This window comes from Bacillus sp. URHA0034 (genome assembly GCF_056280405.1).
This window is the reverse complement of record NZ_JBWCDK010000002.1, coordinates 4,766,099-4,782,205: the sequence shown is the minus strand read 5'-3', so window position 1 is coordinate 4,782,205 and position 16,107 is coordinate 4,766,099. Positions and strand designations below refer to the sequence as shown.

General features: G+C 41.6%; 15 protein-coding genes. 9 read left to right on the top strand and 6 right to left on the bottom strand.

The window, feature by feature from the left end; genetic code table 11:
* Positions 1 to 43: 43 nt before the first annotated feature.
* The 4 genes from ACZ9EE_RS25035 (at position 44) to ACZ9EE_RS25020 (ending at position 2,522) form a co-directional block, all read left to right on the top strand.
* A complete protein-coding gene (locus ACZ9EE_RS25035; RefSeq protein ID WP_476031334.1) occupies positions 44 to 949 on the top strand; it encodes a hydroxymethylglutaryl-CoA lyase in 906 nt (301 codons plus the stop codon).
* A 75-nt stretch (positions 950 to 1,024) separates the two neighbouring features.
* On the top strand, positions 1,025 to 1,165 hold the full coding sequence (locus tag ACZ9EE_RS25030; protein ID WP_176541399.1) for a hypothetical protein: 141 nt from the start codon (positions 1,025 to 1,027) through the stop codon (positions 1,163 to 1,165).
* Positions 1,166 to 1,310: 145 nt separating this feature from the next.
* Positions 1,311 to 2,231, top strand: a complete 921-nt coding sequence (locus tag ACZ9EE_RS25025; RefSeq protein ID WP_476031333.1) for an alpha/beta hydrolase — start codon at positions 1,311 to 1,313, stop codon at positions 2,229 to 2,231.
* Positions 2,232 to 2,315: 84 nt separating this feature from the next.
* The gene (locus ACZ9EE_RS25020) at positions 2,316 to 2,522 is read left to right on the top strand and encodes a CDGSH iron-sulfur domain-containing protein (protein ID WP_098532463.1); all 207 of its coding nucleotides are present in this window, start codon (positions 2,316 to 2,318) and stop codon (positions 2,520 to 2,522) included.
* A gap of 41 nt (positions 2,523 to 2,563) precedes the next feature.
* On the opposite strand, the gene ACZ9EE_RS25015 is transcribed toward ACZ9EE_RS25020, so the two are convergent.
* Positions 2,564 to 2,899, bottom strand: coding sequence for a YolD-like family protein (locus ACZ9EE_RS25015; RefSeq protein ID WP_476031332.1), 336 nt, complete (start codon positions 2,897 to 2,899; stop codon positions 2,564 to 2,566).
* 18 nt (positions 2,900 to 2,917) lie between these two features.
* Positions 2,918 to 4,177 carry a Y-family DNA polymerase gene (locus ACZ9EE_RS25010; RefSeq protein WP_476031331.1) on the bottom strand — a complete coding sequence of 420 codons (1,260 nt, stop codon included), beginning with the start codon at positions 4,175 to 4,177 and terminating at the stop codon, positions 2,918 to 2,920.
* A 141-nt stretch (positions 4,178 to 4,318) separates the two neighbouring features.
* On the opposite strand from ACZ9EE_RS25010, the gene ACZ9EE_RS25005 reads away from it, so the two are divergent.
* On the top strand, positions 4,319 to 4,510 hold the full coding sequence (locus tag ACZ9EE_RS25005) for a YqzH family protein (protein WP_476031330.1): 192 nt from the start codon (positions 4,319 to 4,321) through the stop codon (positions 4,508 to 4,510).
* 254 nt (positions 4,511 to 4,764) lie between these two features.
* On the opposite strand, the gene ACZ9EE_RS25000 is transcribed toward ACZ9EE_RS25005, so the two are convergent.
* The 3 genes from ACZ9EE_RS25000 to ACZ9EE_RS24990 all read right to left on the bottom strand — a co-directional run bounded on the left by ACZ9EE_RS25000 (position 4,765) and on the right by ACZ9EE_RS24990 (position 9,862).
* The gene (locus tag ACZ9EE_RS25000) at positions 4,765 to 7,947 is read right to left on the bottom strand and encodes an SNF2 helicase associated domain-containing protein (protein WP_476031329.1); all 3,183 of its coding nucleotides are present in this window, start codon (positions 7,945 to 7,947) and stop codon (positions 4,765 to 4,767) included.
* Between the two features lie 121 nt (positions 7,948 to 8,068).
* Positions 8,069 to 8,866: an SDR family NAD(P)-dependent oxidoreductase gene (locus tag ACZ9EE_RS24995; RefSeq protein ID WP_476031328.1), complete on the bottom strand. Its 798-nt coding sequence runs from the start codon at positions 8,864 to 8,866 to the stop codon at positions 8,069 to 8,071.
* A gap of 33 nt (positions 8,867 to 8,899) precedes the next feature.
* Entirely contained in the window at positions 8,900 to 9,862 is a 963-nt protein-coding gene (locus ACZ9EE_RS24990) for an MBL fold metallo-hydrolase (protein WP_476031327.1), read from the bottom strand.
* Between the two features lie 194 nt (positions 9,863 to 10,056).
* Between ACZ9EE_RS24990 and proC the strand changes: the two genes are divergently transcribed.
* The 3 genes from proC (at position 10,057) to namA (ending at position 13,231) form a co-directional block, all read left to right on the top strand.
* Positions 10,057 to 10,899: a pyrroline-5-carboxylate reductase gene (proC, locus tag ACZ9EE_RS24985; protein WP_476031326.1), complete on the top strand. Its 843-nt coding sequence runs from the start codon at positions 10,057 to 10,059 to the stop codon at positions 10,897 to 10,899.
* Positions 10,900 to 10,983: 84 nt separating this feature from the next.
* Complete coding sequence (locus ACZ9EE_RS24980; protein ID WP_476031325.1) at positions 10,984 to 12,132, top strand: glycosyltransferase family 2 protein; 1,149 nt, start codon at positions 10,984 to 10,986, stop codon at positions 12,130 to 12,132.
* 76 nt (positions 12,133 to 12,208) lie between these two features.
* The gene (namA, locus tag ACZ9EE_RS24975; protein ID WP_476031324.1) at positions 12,209 to 13,231 is read left to right on the top strand and encodes an NADPH dehydrogenase NamA; all 1,023 of its coding nucleotides are present in this window, start codon (positions 12,209 to 12,211) and stop codon (positions 13,229 to 13,231) included.
* A 42-nt stretch (positions 13,232 to 13,273) separates the two neighbouring features.
* On the opposite strand, the gene rnz is transcribed toward namA, so the two are convergent.
* Positions 13,274 to 14,197 carry a ribonuclease Z gene (rnz, locus tag ACZ9EE_RS24970; RefSeq protein ID WP_476031323.1) on the bottom strand — a complete coding sequence of 308 codons (924 nt, stop codon included), beginning with the start codon at positions 14,195 to 14,197 and terminating at the stop codon, positions 13,274 to 13,276.
* Positions 14,198 to 14,429: 232 nt separating this feature from the next.
* On the opposite strand from rnz, the gene zwf reads away from it, so the two are divergent.
* Positions 14,430 to 15,896 carry a glucose-6-phosphate dehydrogenase gene (zwf, locus tag ACZ9EE_RS24965; RefSeq protein ID WP_476033085.1) on the top strand — a complete coding sequence of 489 codons (1,467 nt, stop codon included), beginning with the start codon at positions 14,430 to 14,432 and terminating at the stop codon, positions 15,894 to 15,896.
* Positions 15,897 to 16,107 lie beyond the last annotated feature (211 nt).

The following is a 16,107-nucleotide window of genomic DNA, read 5'->3' as shown; positions in this document are numbered from 1 at the left end:
ATTAATACCACTACAATGAAGGTATGTACTTGGGAGGGGGAAGATGATGTTAAATTTACCTGAAAAAGTGACGATTATTGAAGTTGGTCCGCGCGATGGACTTCAAAATGAGAAGCTATTAGTCCCAACTAATATCAAAAAACAATTTATTACCAGTTTAAGGAGTGCCGGCCTTAAGGAAATGGAGCTGACGTCGTTCGTTTCACCAAAATGGGTGCCGCAAATGGGAGATGCTGCTGAAATCACAGCCGATTGTCTTGATGAGAAAACGAGAAACATCGTCCTTGCCCCTAATCGGAGAGGAATTGATCGGGTTTATTCGACCAATTGCCAAGCGGTTGCTGTATTTGTCGGTGTTAGCAATAGCTTTAATCTAAAGAACATCAATAAAACAACTCGAGACAGTATGGCAGAACTAAAGCCGATTATCCGTGAATTAAAAGAAAAGAATTATTTTGTCCGGGCCTGTATTTCTACAGCCTTCTATTGTCCTTATGAAGGAAAAATAAGCGAGAAAGATACGTTAGAGCTCTGCCGTGAATTTGTCCTTGCTGGAGTTGATGAACTAAGTGTCGCCGACACGATTGGTATGGCAGCCCCAAATGAATCCTTCTCTCTGTTTTCCCAACTAAAGGCTGAGTTTAATGAAATCCATATTACCGCCCATTTTCATGATACGCGCAAGCTAGCCCTTGCGAATATACTCGCTGCCCTCCAAGCAGGAATTGATCGGTTTGATACATCTGCCGGGGGTCTTGGCGGCTGCCCGTTTGCTCCTGGTGCCGCAGGAAACGCCGCTACCGAGGATGTTGTTTATATGCTGGAAAGAATGGGAATCGCAACAGGCATTGACCTCGATAAATTAATCGCTGCTATTGAAATTGTCATCCCTTATCTTTCAAGGAAAATAGAGACCGGCTATTACCGCCTTCATGCCCAAACGGTTTAGCTAAACTTCTTATGAATAATCAGTCTGCTCATCAACCATCATAATAATTGAGACTACTAGGAAGGGAGACTGAATATGAGCCAGAAGCGGGAAAAAGGAAACAGTCAAAGCGGAAAAAATTATGCGGACACAGCAGGCGGCGGCAAACGAATGATTGCTGCTGAAGAACTCGAAAAAGCCCTCCACCCAACGAAAAGACAAAACTCTGAGCAATAAGAAAAGCGGAAGCGCCTATATTTAAAGCCGCTCATTGATGTCAGCGGCTTTTTTTATGTTAAAATTAAATTTGTTAATTTATGGGCAGCGTGTAGTTTTCTTACATATTTTATTACTAAACTTTATTCCTATGGGAGGTGCCAGCATGAAAAAGGCATTCCGGGCTTTGTTTATATTGTTGTTTTTCTGGGTATCTCTCGGTTTGTATTTTACAAACCGTCTGATGTATATGAAAAAGAAGGACGAGGAATTAATTCTCAGGCGGGAAAAAGAAGCGGGCAGGTATAATCCTGAAGAATTTGAGTCGCTTCCAAAACGGGACGTGGACATCCCTTCTCCATTTGGATATATCATTAAAGCACTGCTTGTTGAACCACACCAGACGAATCGGTATGTGATTATTTCTCATGGTGTCACGGAAAATAAAATCAACTCCATTAAATATGCAAATCTTTTCTTAGAGCGCGGCTTTAATACCTTAATTTACGACCATCGCCGTCACGGACAATCGGGAGGAAAAACAACGAGTTTTGGCCACTATGAAAAGTTCGATTTAAAAACCGTTGTTGATTGGCTGAAGCAGGAAATCGGTCCTCAGCTTGAACTCGGGATTCACGGGGAATCGATGGGTGCTGCTACCATGCTTTTGTATGCCGGACTATTAGAAGATGGGGCCGATTTTTACATTGCGGATTGCCCCTTCTCTGATTTCAAGCAACAGCTCGCCTATCTTATCAAAAAAGACTTTAAAATCATCCCGGGCCTCTTACTGCCAATTGGGGATGCATTTTTACGCCTGCGTGACAAATATTCGATACGGCATGTTTCTCCGATTACGGTGATCGAAAATATTAAACACCCCGTATTGTTTATCCATAGTAAAAAAGATGATTTTATTTTGCCCTCTATGTCTAAGGATTTATTTGAGCAAAAAAAAGGTCCAAAAATGCTTTTTATTGCGGAGAATGGACGTCATGCTCAGTCTTTCAATGAAAATCGCGCTGATTATGAACGGGCTATCGATGAGTTTTTGCAAAAATATGTCGACCATGCACTTCCAAGCTAAATTTATGATTATATTCTGGTTGCTTTTCCTTGTAATTCCATTTATTCTCATTGTTAAGACGAATTTTTATAAGGGGTGCTTAACATGTCAAAGGTTCAAATAAAGGTCAATGATAATGGTTCACTTAGAATTACCGGTGATGTGGAATTACTTGATGGCGAAGGCAATGTATATTCTACTAAGCCATCCTTTTCTCTCTGCCGCTGTGGTTTGTCTAATAATAAACCATTCTGCGACGGCTCTCACAAAGGAAAGTTTGAATCACAAGTTAGAGTGAATAAGGAAGAATAGATAATTTGGGCGGCTTTCTGCTAAGCCGCTCTTTTTATATGTTACATATCAGTTAACCGAATATCAGCAATATCGGGAATCCGTATCCGGTGCACCTCTTCAAAACGGTCCACCACATGAAGCTTTTGCGTTAATTCATCCCAATAATGGATTTTACCAATAACCATTTCATAGTTTTGATTTCGATAATGAGTAATCGTAACAAACTGGTTAAACTCAATTGCTTCAGACAAGGTTTCGTTCATTAGCTCTAGCTGCTGCTCATCCATTTCCTTTTTCTGCTCGTATCGATCTTCTTTTACCCAATCCCTAAGTAATTTGACGTGTTCAGGAAGCATCATCGACGTCCATTTGATTTTTCCGCGGTCACGAATCATAGGTATTTCCTTCTTTCATTACATTTTATGTCCCCCAACCAATGTGGCTCGATGTTTAGCCGTTCCAGCAGCCGTATAGGAAACAGCCCGGAGCAAAGAGCCTGACCCAAAACGCCTGCGGATTGAATCAACCACATACCCAAGCTCCCGTCTCTTAGACGCCCCCATGTCAAACAAATCAAGCTGCATTTCCCGGTCGTCGACAATATTTCCAATCGCGATTGAAATTTGCCTTACGGTTTTTCCACTATAATGTTCTTTAAATAATTGGAGGCAGACACGATAAAGCTCCATTGTTACATTTGTTGGCTGCATGATGGTTCGAGAACGATGAAAGCCGCCGCCAAATTCATCTTGACTATAACCCACTCCGAGACTAATCGTTCTTCCCGCTTTCCGATGGGTGCGTGCTCTTCTGGCAACCTCTTCACATATTTCTAACATGACAGCCTTGATCTCCTCTTCCTCTTTATAATCCCTTAACAAAATTTGACTCTTCCCAAAGCTGATTTGTCCTTGGATAATCGGTGCTCCTAAATCGGATAGGTCAACTCCCCAAGCATGATAATAAAGCTGGTTTCCCATAATCCCGAATTTCTTTTCCAGCTTTTCTAAATCATAACGGGCCAATTGACCAACGGTAAAAATACCCATGCTATTTAATGTTTTTTCAACGCGTCTGCCGATTCCCCACATTTCTCGCAGTGGTGACACATTCCAAAGTTTGGTCTGAACATCTTCATATGTCCATTCAGCGACCCCTTTTTTCTTGGCATCAAGGTCAAGGCAAAGCTTTGCTAATAACATATTAGGTCCAATACCAACGGCACATGGCAGCTGAAATTCCCGCTCAATATCCTTTTTTATTTTTTCGGCAATTGTATAGGCATCCCCCCACAGTTGAACAGCACCATCAACTTTAATAAAGCTTTCATCGACACTATAGACATGGATTGCTTCCTTTGGAACATAGCGGTTAAATACACGGGTAATTTCCGTTGAAATCCGTAAATAAGTAGCCATTTTGGGCTCGACAATTTTAATCCTGGGGTCATCCGGTATTTCAAACAAACGTGAACCCGTTTTAATGCCAAACTCCTTTTTTAAGCTCGGTGAAGCCGCAAGCACGATACTCCCCTGCCGCTTTTTCTCACCCACAACGGCCAAATAGCAATTCAAAGGGTCAAGACCTTCCATAACAGCGGAACAGCTTGCATAAAAACTCTTCATGTCCACACATAAAATTTTACTTTTCGGCATCGCGCTGTAATCAATCATGACGTTTCCCTCACAGTTTTATTATCGAACGTTTGTTCTTTATTCTATTCATATTTTAAGGGAATATGCGTTCGTATTCAATGGAAATTTTTGAGCGGTTTCCCATCGAGAAAAACGTTATAATGAAGGTGAGGTGTCGTGATGGAGAAAAAACTAGTCATCAAAATGATCAAAAATTGTTTTAAACAATATTACGAAACGGATTCCATCCCGGTAAGCGAACAGGATTTGGAACAGTTAACGGATCGGATTCTTGAATGGAAAAAGGGCGAACCCGGAGCGGATTTGTATGAGGTTGTAAATGATGTCGTCTATGAATTTTTAACGAATTAACAAGAAGAAGGTGTCCCAGAAGTATAACTTTTAGGGCACCTTCTTTTTTATGCATTAAACTAGTCTGTTGATTTCCGCTCCAGGCGCGAGCGGTTCGCGGGCGGTACGGGGAGCCTCCTTGTCGCTTCGTTCCTGTGGGATCTCCCCTGCCCCGTACTCCCGCAGGAGTCATCGCGCCTTCCGCTCCAATCAACAGAGTGTGAAAAAATATTCATCAACTACCTTTTGGGCCACCTCTTCCAATTATTTCTATATTAGGATAAGATTTCACGAATATCTTCTTCGGTTAAAAGGGAATTTTTCTGATCATCAGAAGAATGAATAATTTCTTCAATCAGGTGCCGCTTTTTATCCTGAAGTTCACTGATTTTCTCCTCAATAGTCCCACGGGTCACAAGCTTAATAACTTGGACAACATTTTTTTGACCAATGCGATGGGCCCGGTCGGCTGCTTGGTCCTCAACGGCAGGATTCCACCAAATATCATACAGAATGACCGTATCAGCCCCTGTCAAATTGAGGCCTGTCCCGCCGGCTTTCAATGAAATCAAGAAAAAGTCCCGTTCACCTTCATTAAAACGACGGCAGATTTCTACTCTTTCTTGAGAGGGAGTTTGACCATCCAGGTAGAAAAAAGACAGTCCCATCATGCTCAAATTTCGCCCTATTAGTCCAAGCATTTTGGTAAACTGTGAAAAAATCAGGACCCGGCGTCCGGACATCCGGGACTCTTCCACAATTCTGAGCAGCATATCCAATTTTGCAGAACTCCCTTTATAACCGTCAACAAACAGGCCTGGATGGCAACAAATCTGCCGCAAACGAGTTAAACCAGCGAGAATTTTTATCCGATTTTTCCTAATCGTCTCCTTATCAAGATGCTTCAACGTATCCTCCCTTAATTTCGCCAAATAAGCCGCATACAGCTTCTTTTGGTCTGGAAGAAGCTCCGCCATTTCTAGGGATTCGAGCTTTTTAGGAAGCTCAGAAGCTACATCCTCTTTCATCCTCCGCAGCAAAAAGGGGCGCACTCTACGAGCAATCTTCTTCTTGGTAAGATGGCTAAATTCTCTTAGTCCCTTAAATAATTCAGGAAAGACAACATGAAAAATCGACCACAATTCTTCTGGTGTATTCTCAACCGGTGTGCCGGTGAGAGCGAAGCGATAGTCGGACCTAAGCCTTTTTACACTCCTTGCCGTTTGCGTGACTGGGTTTTTAAAAGCCTGCGCCTCATCAAAAAAGATCGTGTGAAAGGATTGTTTCTCATACCATTGAATATCCCGGCGCAAGAGCGGATAGGAGGTGATCAGCACATCTACTTCCATAGCCTCACTCTGAATCCTATTCCTTTCCCGCTGATTACCATCCACTACAACCGATTGTAGTTCAGGAGCAAATTTCATTATTTCATTTAACCAGTTGTAGGATAAAGAGGAAGGACAAACGATAAGAACTGGCTGTTTTCGATCCCGAATAGAGGTAAGCTCTGATACAATAAAGGTAATACTCTGCAAGGTTTTCCCAAGTCCCATATCGTCCGCAAGAATTCCGCCAAAACCATAATGAGCAAGCGTCTTCATCCATCGATAACCGTGTTTTTGATAATCACGCAGAATGGACTGCACGCTCACCGGCACCTCAAAGCTTAGACTGTTGGGATTTCTTAATGTTTCAAGAAACTGTTGAAATGAGTCCTCCATCCTTAACACCTTACTGTCATCCACCGAATCGAAAAGCGAGAGCCCCTGCATAATAGAAACCTCAAAGGTGTTTTCAATCTCATTCCTCTGGACAGGAAGTTCTTTTAAGAAACGCTGAATTTCTTCAAACTCTCTTGTCTCTAATGAGAGAAGACTGCCGCTCGGCAGGCGGTAATATTTACGCTTTTCTTCTAATGCCATTAATACCTCTTTGATTTGCTGCTGAGAAATGCCATCGAGCTCGAATTTAAATTCCAGCCAATTCGTTCGTTCTTTTTTCAAGCTTACTCTGAGAGCCGGGTGGGAGGGTCCCCTAAAGATTCGATTTCTTATTGCAGTCGTCGCATAAATTTGTACCTGCTTTTGCAGCTTTGGGACAACATGGTAAAGAAATTCATATTCCAATTCTTCATTGTGTAAAAAATAACCGCTGTCAGTTTTAACAAAGGAACTCTCCTCCATTAAGCTTAAAATCTGCTCTTCTTTCTCTTTATCTCTGATAATCCGAACGCCGGCAAAGACAGTGTTATCTTCCAAAGGATTGATCACTAGATTTTCATAATGAAACTCAAGGCCGGCAAGCAGCCGATTTTTCACCCGGTCTAAGAACAGTTTCGCTGTCAACGTTGTTTTCATAAACGTTCTAGCTAGGGCATTTGATAACTGAATATGACCTAATTTTCGCAAACCGGGTACTACCTTTTCGAAAAAAGGCGCTATTTGCTGCTGGTGAATAAAAATTTGGTTAGTTCCCGAGGTATCTAACATCTGTTTAAGCTCCGTCAAATGCTGACAATCTTCAGTGTTCAAGTTAATTATTTTTCCGGCAGACAATACGGAATTATAAGCAGTTAAGACAACCATACGCGACAGTCCGTTTACCTTTAACCAATAGCCATTGGTTTCAGCCTCCAAAAATTCAAATTGTAAGGGCGGCAACTCCTCTGTTATTTGTAGACTATTAAATATAATCCCGTCATTTTCCATCTTTACGAGAGGGGCCTTCGTTAGCAGGGTTTGCAGCTGCTTCCAAGAAGACGGTGGGATTGGCATCAATTCTGTATTATTAAAATCGGATAATTCTGCCCCATCCTGAATGATCTGAACGAGGTGCTGAATAATGGAATCTGACTCTGATTGAAAACAGTGCAGGCTCGGATCATACAAAAACCTATTAGAAAGCTGGGTTGAATGACCAGATTGGACCCCTTCTAAGAAACTCCGGATATGCTGCACTTTCATTCGTTCAATGAACAGCTCTATTCCAAGTGAAGGATGTCCTCTTTTATCCATTATGGGTTTGATCATAAATTCCAGATCAAGTACTGTCCTATTTTCAAAATGAAGCTGATGACCACTGGGACGCCTCGGTTTGTTTTGAAAAATGTTCAGCATACCTGCAGCCAATTCTCCTCGTTTAACAGGGGCTGAACTGACCGGGCTGGTTCCTTTCATTTGAAAATCATGAATGGCTAACAAAACGGCGGCAATATGCTGACAATCCTTTTGAAAAGATGCCAGTTTAGGGCAGCTGCATCTGGATAAAAAATGCTCTTGGTCTTCCTTTTCGATTACAACGTTAAAGTTCTCTGTTCCAGAGACGATTGCAGCATATCGCTCAGGTCCAAATTGTTCGAACGATACTTTATTAGAGCGGAAAAATGCCTCGCCTCTTTTAAAGGAGACAGTCCCGCACAATTCTTTAATCATTTTTTGATTTATTTTAATACTCAAAAATCCCTGACTCCTTCCCGAAGACAGTTCTATCTATCTAAGAATTAATCCATTATACCATTTCTAAAAAAGAGACATGAAAAAGCTGCCTTCTTTTGAAAAAGCAGCTTTTTCCATCTTTCTATTTAGAATTAAGTACTCGTTTTCCGATTCGCTCAAACAGCCGTGGGAATAGAACATAAACAACACTTCCCATGTTCATCCAGCGCGGAAGATTAATTTCTCGTGTTTTTGTCAGCATGCTATCGACTACTTTTTCAGCCACATACCTAGGCTGCAGCATGAACCTCTGGACATTTTTTACGTAGGTGCCCTGTTCATCAGCAATATTAAAAAAGTTAGTCGCAATCGGTCCTGGATTGACCGAAGTCACTTGGACGTGATAATCATCAAGTTCCATTCTAAGGGCATTTGTGTAGCCGAGAACGGCATGCTTTGTTGCTGAATAAACACTCGACTTTGGCGTCGCAAGCTTGCCAGCCTGAGAGGCGATATTAATAATATGACCAAAGCGGCGTTCCCGCATCTTCGGTAAGACCATGCTGGTGCATGCCATCAAGCCGATGACATTGACATTAAACATGCCTTTAATTTCATCCATTGCGGCTTCATGGGCTTCACGAAATATTCCAAAACCCGCATTATTAACCAGAATATCAATGTGACCTATTTTTTCAAAGATTTGTCCAAAAACCACTTTTACTTGGTCTGTATCTGATACATCCAACTGGAACACATCGACTCGTATTTGATGAAGCCCCACTAAATTAGATTGCAGCTGCTCGAGTTTATCCAGACTCCGTGCCAACAGGACCAAATTAGCGCCACTCTCAGCACAAAGCTTGGCAATTTCTGCGCCAATTCCGCCGGAGGCACCTGTAATAACGATATTTTTACCTTTCAATTGTTCCCTCACCATTTTAACACCCCATCAGAGTTACAGCCCTATCTATTAAACCCTTGCCTGATAGAGAACGGGCTTATTAGTACTACTAATAATTTCCCCGATAGATAATAAATAGTCAAGCTGGGCCACACTTTCCGATATCGTTAACATCAATTCGCGCTGATAGATGGTTGGAAAAAGTCGTTTACAGATTTCAAACACCGTGAGCGGTTCTTTCTCCAGCCAGCTATAAACCGTCATTGCACGCTCATGCTGCCTGGTAAGTCTTTTTTCAATCAGCTCGGCTAATTGAGTGACCTCCTCCCCATGGCCCGTATACACACATTGGATCGGGTAGGATAAAAGATTTTTCATAGAATCATTATGCTGCAGCTGCGGTTTCGGCCTTTCCGTTTCCCCAGGCACGGGGGGCTCGAGTAAGGGATTAGGTGAAATATGGGCCAAAATCAAATCACCTGCAATTAGGATTCCATCCTTTTCGCGAAAAAGCGCAATTTGACTTTGGGCATGGCCCGGTGTTTCAATTACCTCCCAATCACTAAGTCCGATAGGGCTCATTCCCTCGACTAAATGCCCTGTCAACGAGCGATTACATGAATATATAAAAAGGCTTCGAAGCCGAGATAAGAATGAAAAATATTCTTCTGGAAGGCCAAACTCCCTAAAACTTACTTTAAAAAATTCTTCCTGTAATTGAAAGAATTCTTCGGTAGGATGGATCCATCTTTCGTTAAAAGGGTGACCGTATACCTCTAGCGAATCTGAAAAATAATCAAGCATCCCCACATGGTCAGGATGATGATGGGTAAGAACAACCTGCTCAATATCCTGTGGCCTTAACTGTAATTCAGCCAGCTGCTCTGTGAAGGAACTCCAGCACTCAGCTGTTTTTACTCCCGCATCCACTAATGTTAAGCGCTCGCCCTTAATCAAATAGACATTAACATCGCCCACGGGAAATGGCGTTGGCAGTGTAATTTTCGCGATTCCATCTTTCCATTCTGTCATTAAAAGAACTCCTTATCTTAATTAAAAGAATGTATTTTAAAATTTTAGTTTATAAAGAAAGTTTAGCCATTTTTTTATTTATTGTCATTTTTAACGAACCTTTTTTTGAAAAAATAAAAAATTCTTATAATTAATCTCTTGACAAACTGTCTATCTTCAAGCATAATCACTTCATTTCAATAGGAGGAGTAACAATGAAAAAGATTGCAATTGTGGGTGCTGGATCAATGGCTGAAGCTTTCATTTCAGGCATACTTGAGAATAAATTAATTGATAGAAAACACATTTGGGTGACCAATCATGGTAATAGAGAAAGATTAGCTCTCCTTGAGGAACGCTATGACATCTCTAGTACGTATGAATTGAGCACTCTTTTTGAAGGGGCAGATATCGTTATGCTTGCGATGAAGCCAAAGGATGCGGATACCGCCATTTACCGTATTCATGAATATTTAACCGAGGACATGCTGATTGTTTCCGTCCTTGCAGGTGTATCGATGAGCACCATTGAAACTCTAGCAAGAAAACCCCTTTCAATAGCCCGGTCAATGCCTAACACATCGGCAGCAGTCGGAAAATCCGCGACTGCTATCGCCGTAAATGAACGGGTTACAACCGAGCAGCTAGAAACGATTAAGAAACTTTTTGAGACAGTAGGTTTAGCAAAATTGGTCGAGGAGGAACAGCTCGATGCTGTGACAGGGTTGTCAGGAAGCGGTCCAGCCTACATTTATTATCTTATCGAAGCAATGGAGAATAGTGCGAATGAGATTGGCCTTGATAAGCAAATCGCTCAGGAACTGATTGTTCAAACCCTTATCGGTGCTGCTGAAATGGTGAAAAACTCCTCTAAATCACCTGAACAGCTGCGCCGGGAGGTAACCAGTCCTGGTGGAACAACTGAGGCAGGGATCCGTGTTTTAGAGGAATACGGAGTACAGCAAGCATTTATATCTTGTATCAAGGCTGCTAGTGCCCAATCAAAATTAATGGGAAAGAGCTTAAGTGCAGAACTAAATGTAAGCAAACACCTGTGAATTTTGTATAGATAATCCCCACTGCTTTTAAACTAACTGAAAGACACTTCAGCCTGCTAAGAAAATATACAAAGGACTGGGGAAATGGAAAATATCTTAATTATTTTGTTCACCATCGGGATTCTAGTTTGGATTGTTTTTCTGATAGATGCCGTGCTCGGATTTCGAAACTTCGATTCTTTGGAAGTAGAAGATGGTCTGGATTCCGGGCCGCTCCTTTCTGTCATCGTAGCAGCAAGAAATGAAGAAAAGCAAATCGAAGAGAGTATTCTAAGCCAGTTAAAGCAAACCTATAAAAATGTTGAGTGGATTCTCGTTAATGACCGTTCTACAGATGCCACTGGACCCATCATGGACAGATTAGCAGGGGAAGACTCCCGAATCAAGGTCCTTCATATTAAGGAATTGCCTACTGGGTGGCTTGGCAAAAACCACGCCTTATATAACGGAACACTTAAGGCTTCCGGACATTGGATACTGTTTACAGATGCTGACGTAAGATATGGAACCGAGGCATTTGCAAAAGCATTGCATTATTTTGAAAAGCATCAATTAGACCACCTAACTGCAGCACCCAATTTAAGCGCCAACCATTTCTGGCTGAAATCATTTGTTGCCTTTTTTCTATTCGGATTTTCCTATTTTAAACGGCCATGGATGGCCAATAATCCAAAATCCAAAATTGGAACGGGGATCGGCGCCTTTAACCTAGTATCAAAAAAGGCATATGAAGCATTCGGAACACATAAGAAATTAAAAATGAGGCCGGATGATGACCTGCAGCTTGGGATGAAAATGAAAAGAGCTGGATACCGCCAAAGGATTGTTTCTGCATTACGGCTGATGGAAGTAGAATGGTATGGTAGTCTTAAAGAGGCATTTGTCGGCCTGGAAAAAAACACGTTTGCTGGTTTAAATTATCGAATTAGCATGGTGTTTTTTTCTATTTTCGGGGTCTTTGTTACTAATGTCCTTCCCTTTTTCACTATCTTTACAGCAAACAAAACGATTGTCCTGCTAAGTCTGGGGAACATTGTAACGAGCTGCATTCTTTATTTCATTGTCATCAAGAAAATGACTGTGTTCTCGCCTGCCTTGTTTCTGGTTTTACCAATTACTGCTTTACTCTTTATTTATTCGATTATCCGAGCCAGTTTTCTTACATTTAAACGTGGAGGCATCGTCTGGCGTGGGACAACTTATAAGTTAAGTGAGCTAAGAGAAAAGGATTAAGGGCAGGAGTTTACAATATTTCCAGTCCTTTTGTTATACTTAAAGTGGTTAGCGAAATGGACTGGAGGTAATCTTTATGGCAGTAAAATTATTTTCCCCTTATACCATTAAGGGTGTCACGTTTAAAAATAGAATCGTCATGTCACCAATGTGCATGTATTCCAGTCATACTGAAGACGGACATGTACAAAACTGGCATCGGACTCATTACACGACAAGAGCAGTGGGCCAGGTTGGTCTCATTATTGTAGAAGCAACAGCAGTAACACCGCAAGGCAGAATATCACCTCAGGATTTAGGTATATGGAGTGATGAACATGTGGAAGGCTTACAAGAACTAGTCGGCCTTATGAAAGAACATGGCTCTAAGACAGGAATACAACTTGCTCATGCCGGCAGAAAAGCAGTCTTAGACGGCGAAATTCTCGCACCTTCCTCCATTGCTTTTAACGATAAGTCCAAAACCCCTAAAGAAATGACTATAACGGAGATCAAACAAACTGTCGAGGCCTTTAAAAGGGGAGCTGAACGGGCAGCTAGAGCAGGATTTGACGTCATTGAACTGCACGGTGCCCACGGCTATTTACTAAATCAATTTCTTTCACCGCTCTCTAATAAAAGAGACGATGAATATGGTGGATCGGCTGAAAACCGCTACCGTCTGCTTCGCGAGGTTATTGATGCAGTTAAAACGGTCTGGAACGGACCTTTATTTGTAAGAGTATCCGCCCATGATTATCATGAAGAAGGATTAACACCCGAAGATTATATAACTTTTGCAGAGTGGATGAAAGAGCAGAATGTAGATTTAATTGATGTTAGTTCCGGTGCTGTTGTACCGGCACATATCGACGTCTTTCCTGGATATCAAGTAAAATATTCAGAAGCGATTAAGAATGGAGCAAACATGGCTACAGGTGCAGTCGGCTTAATAACCTCTGCGATCCAAGCAGAAGAAATTTTACAAAATGAGCGGGCCGATTTGGTCTTACTAGCCCGCGAATTATTGCGAGACCCCTATTGGCCGCGGACAGCTGCAAAGGAGCTGGGGGTCAGCATTGAAACACCCAAACAATATGAACGCGGCTGGACCAATTAAAAGCAAAAAGCACTTACCAAACATAGATGGTAAGTGCTTTTATTACCTGAAAGGGATGTTAAATTCTTTAAAATCCTCAGCAATATCCGTTTGCGGAAAAATTTCTTTTGCTTCGCCAACAAGCTCGAGCCATGCCTGCCGGTCATACCGGGAGCTTATATGGGTGAGACACAAATGTTTACAGGAGGCTTGTTTAGCAATCTCAGCTGCCTGCCTTGTGGTCGAATGAAAATAATCAAAAGCAAGCTGCTCCTCTCCTTTTGCAAAGGTGGCTTCATGTACTAAGAAATCCGCATCCTCTGCTAACAACCGGGAATTTTCACAAAATCGGGTGTCCCCAAGTATGGTGACAACACGCCCCTTTTGGGAAGGACCAAGAAACTTGTCCGGTTCAATAACCCTGCCGTCTTCAAGTGTGACTGTTTCACCATTTTTTATTTTTCGAAAAATGGGTCCTGGTGGTACCCCTGCTTCCTTTAATTTGTCGGCAAGTAGTGTACCCGGTCTATCTCTCTCAACAATCCTGTAGCCGTAGGAAGGAATTCCGTGGTCTAACCGCCGTGCCTCCACTTTGAATTGCTCATCCTCAAAGATAATACCCTCGGAAATTTCATTTACGGTTAACGGGTACTTTAAATACGTTTGACTTAATGAAAGACTAACCTGAAGATATTCTTTAATGCCCTTAGGTCCGTAGACAGTAACACCCGTTTCTCCACCTTGAAAGGAGCGGCTTGATAACAGCCCTGGCAGCCCATAGATATGATCGCCATGGAGGTGGGTGATAAATATTTTTTCGATTCGCCGTGGTTTGAGAGATGTATGTAATATTTGATGCTGAGTTGCCTCTCCTGCATCAAAAAGCCAGACCGCCCCCCGCTCTTCAAGCAATTTGAGGGCAATGGACGTAACATTTCGTAGTTTTGCCGGCATCCCAGCGCCTGTTCCTAAGAAAAATATATCCAATATAGAAAGCTCCTCTCTTCTCCATTTTATGAATAACTATATCATAAACTTTTTTTTTATGCTCACTCCCATTGGAGTTCTACAACAAAATCAAAATTTTTTGTTACATTTAATTCAATATATTTGCGAAACCTAAAGAAAACATATAAATTAAATAAAAGCAAAAAATACATAAACCAGGCTATTAGAAAAGAGGTTACATAACGTGGAGCAAAACATGACTTCGTTAATAATGATATTTGGAGCAACTGGAGATTTGGCCAAACGAAAATTATTTCCTTCGCTTTACCGCTTATTTTCCCGGAACAAACTAGACAAATTTGCCGTGATTGGCGTTGCAAGAAGGTCCCTTTCCAATGAGGATTTTCAGGCATCTGTAAAGGAATCGGTTATTTCAGCCTTAGGAAACAAAGAAAATCTTGATGAATTTGTTTCCCATTTCTATTATCAATCACATGATGTAGCGGATTCCAGTTCTTATGTATCATTAAGAAAATTTGCCGATCAAATTGATGCAACTTATGACCTGGAAGGAAATCGAATCTTTTACTTGGCAATGGCTCCAGAATTTTTTGGTCCGATTGCCCTGCATTTAAAATCCGATGGTCTCACCGACGTTAAAGGATATAAGCGGCTTGTTATCGAGAAGCCATTTGGTCACGACTTAGAATCGGCTAAGAAGTTAAACCAACAGATTAGAAGTGCCTTTTCTGAAAAAGAGGTATACCGGATTGACCACTATTTAGGAAAGGAAATGGTTCGAAACATCGAGGTCATTCGTTTTGCCAATGCTATTTTTGAACCCCTATGGAATAACCGATATATTTCTAATATACAAATTACATCAAGTGAAACACTTGGGGTTGAAGAGCGCGGCCGTTACTATGAAACAAGCGGTGCTCTTCGGGATATGCTGCAAAATCATATGATGCAAATGGTAGCATTGCTTGCAATGGAGCCGCCAATTAGTCTTACCACCGATGAAGTGAGGTCTGAAAAGGTAAGAGTGTTTAGATCCCTAAGAACAGTCGAAGGTGATGAAGTAGATCAATATTTTGTACGCGGACAGTACGGTGAAGGAATGATAGAGGATGTTAACGTTCCTAAATACCGTGATGAAGCGATGGTCGACAAAGAATCAAATACTGAAACGTTTGTGGCAGGAAAGATTATGATTGATAATTTCCGCTGGGCAGGTGTACCGTTTTATATTCGTACCGGCAAAAGAATGGCCACAAAATCAACAAAAATTGTCGTCCAATTTAAGGATATTCCGATGAATTTATATTATCAAACCGAAAAAATGTTAAATCCAAACCTCCTTGTTATTCATATACAACCTGAAGAAGGTATCACCTTGCATTTAAACGCCAAAAAAGCGGGTGGACACCTTGATGCACAGGAGGTCAAACTAAGCTTTGCCAATACCGGCATACATGCCATGAATACTCCGGAAGGCTATGAAAAACTCTTGTATGATTGTATGAGAGGAGATGCTACCAATTTCACACATTGGGATGAAGTAGCATACTCTTGGGCTTTTGTAGATAAAATTTCAGCTGTTTGGGAAAAAACAAAAGCGGTGTTCCCTAATTACGAATCGGGTACAATGGGTCCTAAGGAAGCAGATGAACTTCTAGAAAAAGACGGTGCGTTCTGGTGGCCTGTAGCCCATTTAGAGGTAGATATTTGTAAGTAAGAAGAACAAAGCGCAAGCGCCTTGGTTAGTCCCGACAGCATAAGACGAGCCGGCCGAAAGGTTGCTCTTTAACCTTTTGGACGGATTGGCTGTAAACCATCGAGGGGCTAGGAGCTGAAGCTGGACGGATTTAAACCAGTAAAAAGTTATCGACAAGTAAGTAGATCTTTCTTAAAATACGAAAAAAGCTCCCTTTGTTTGAACAAAGTGG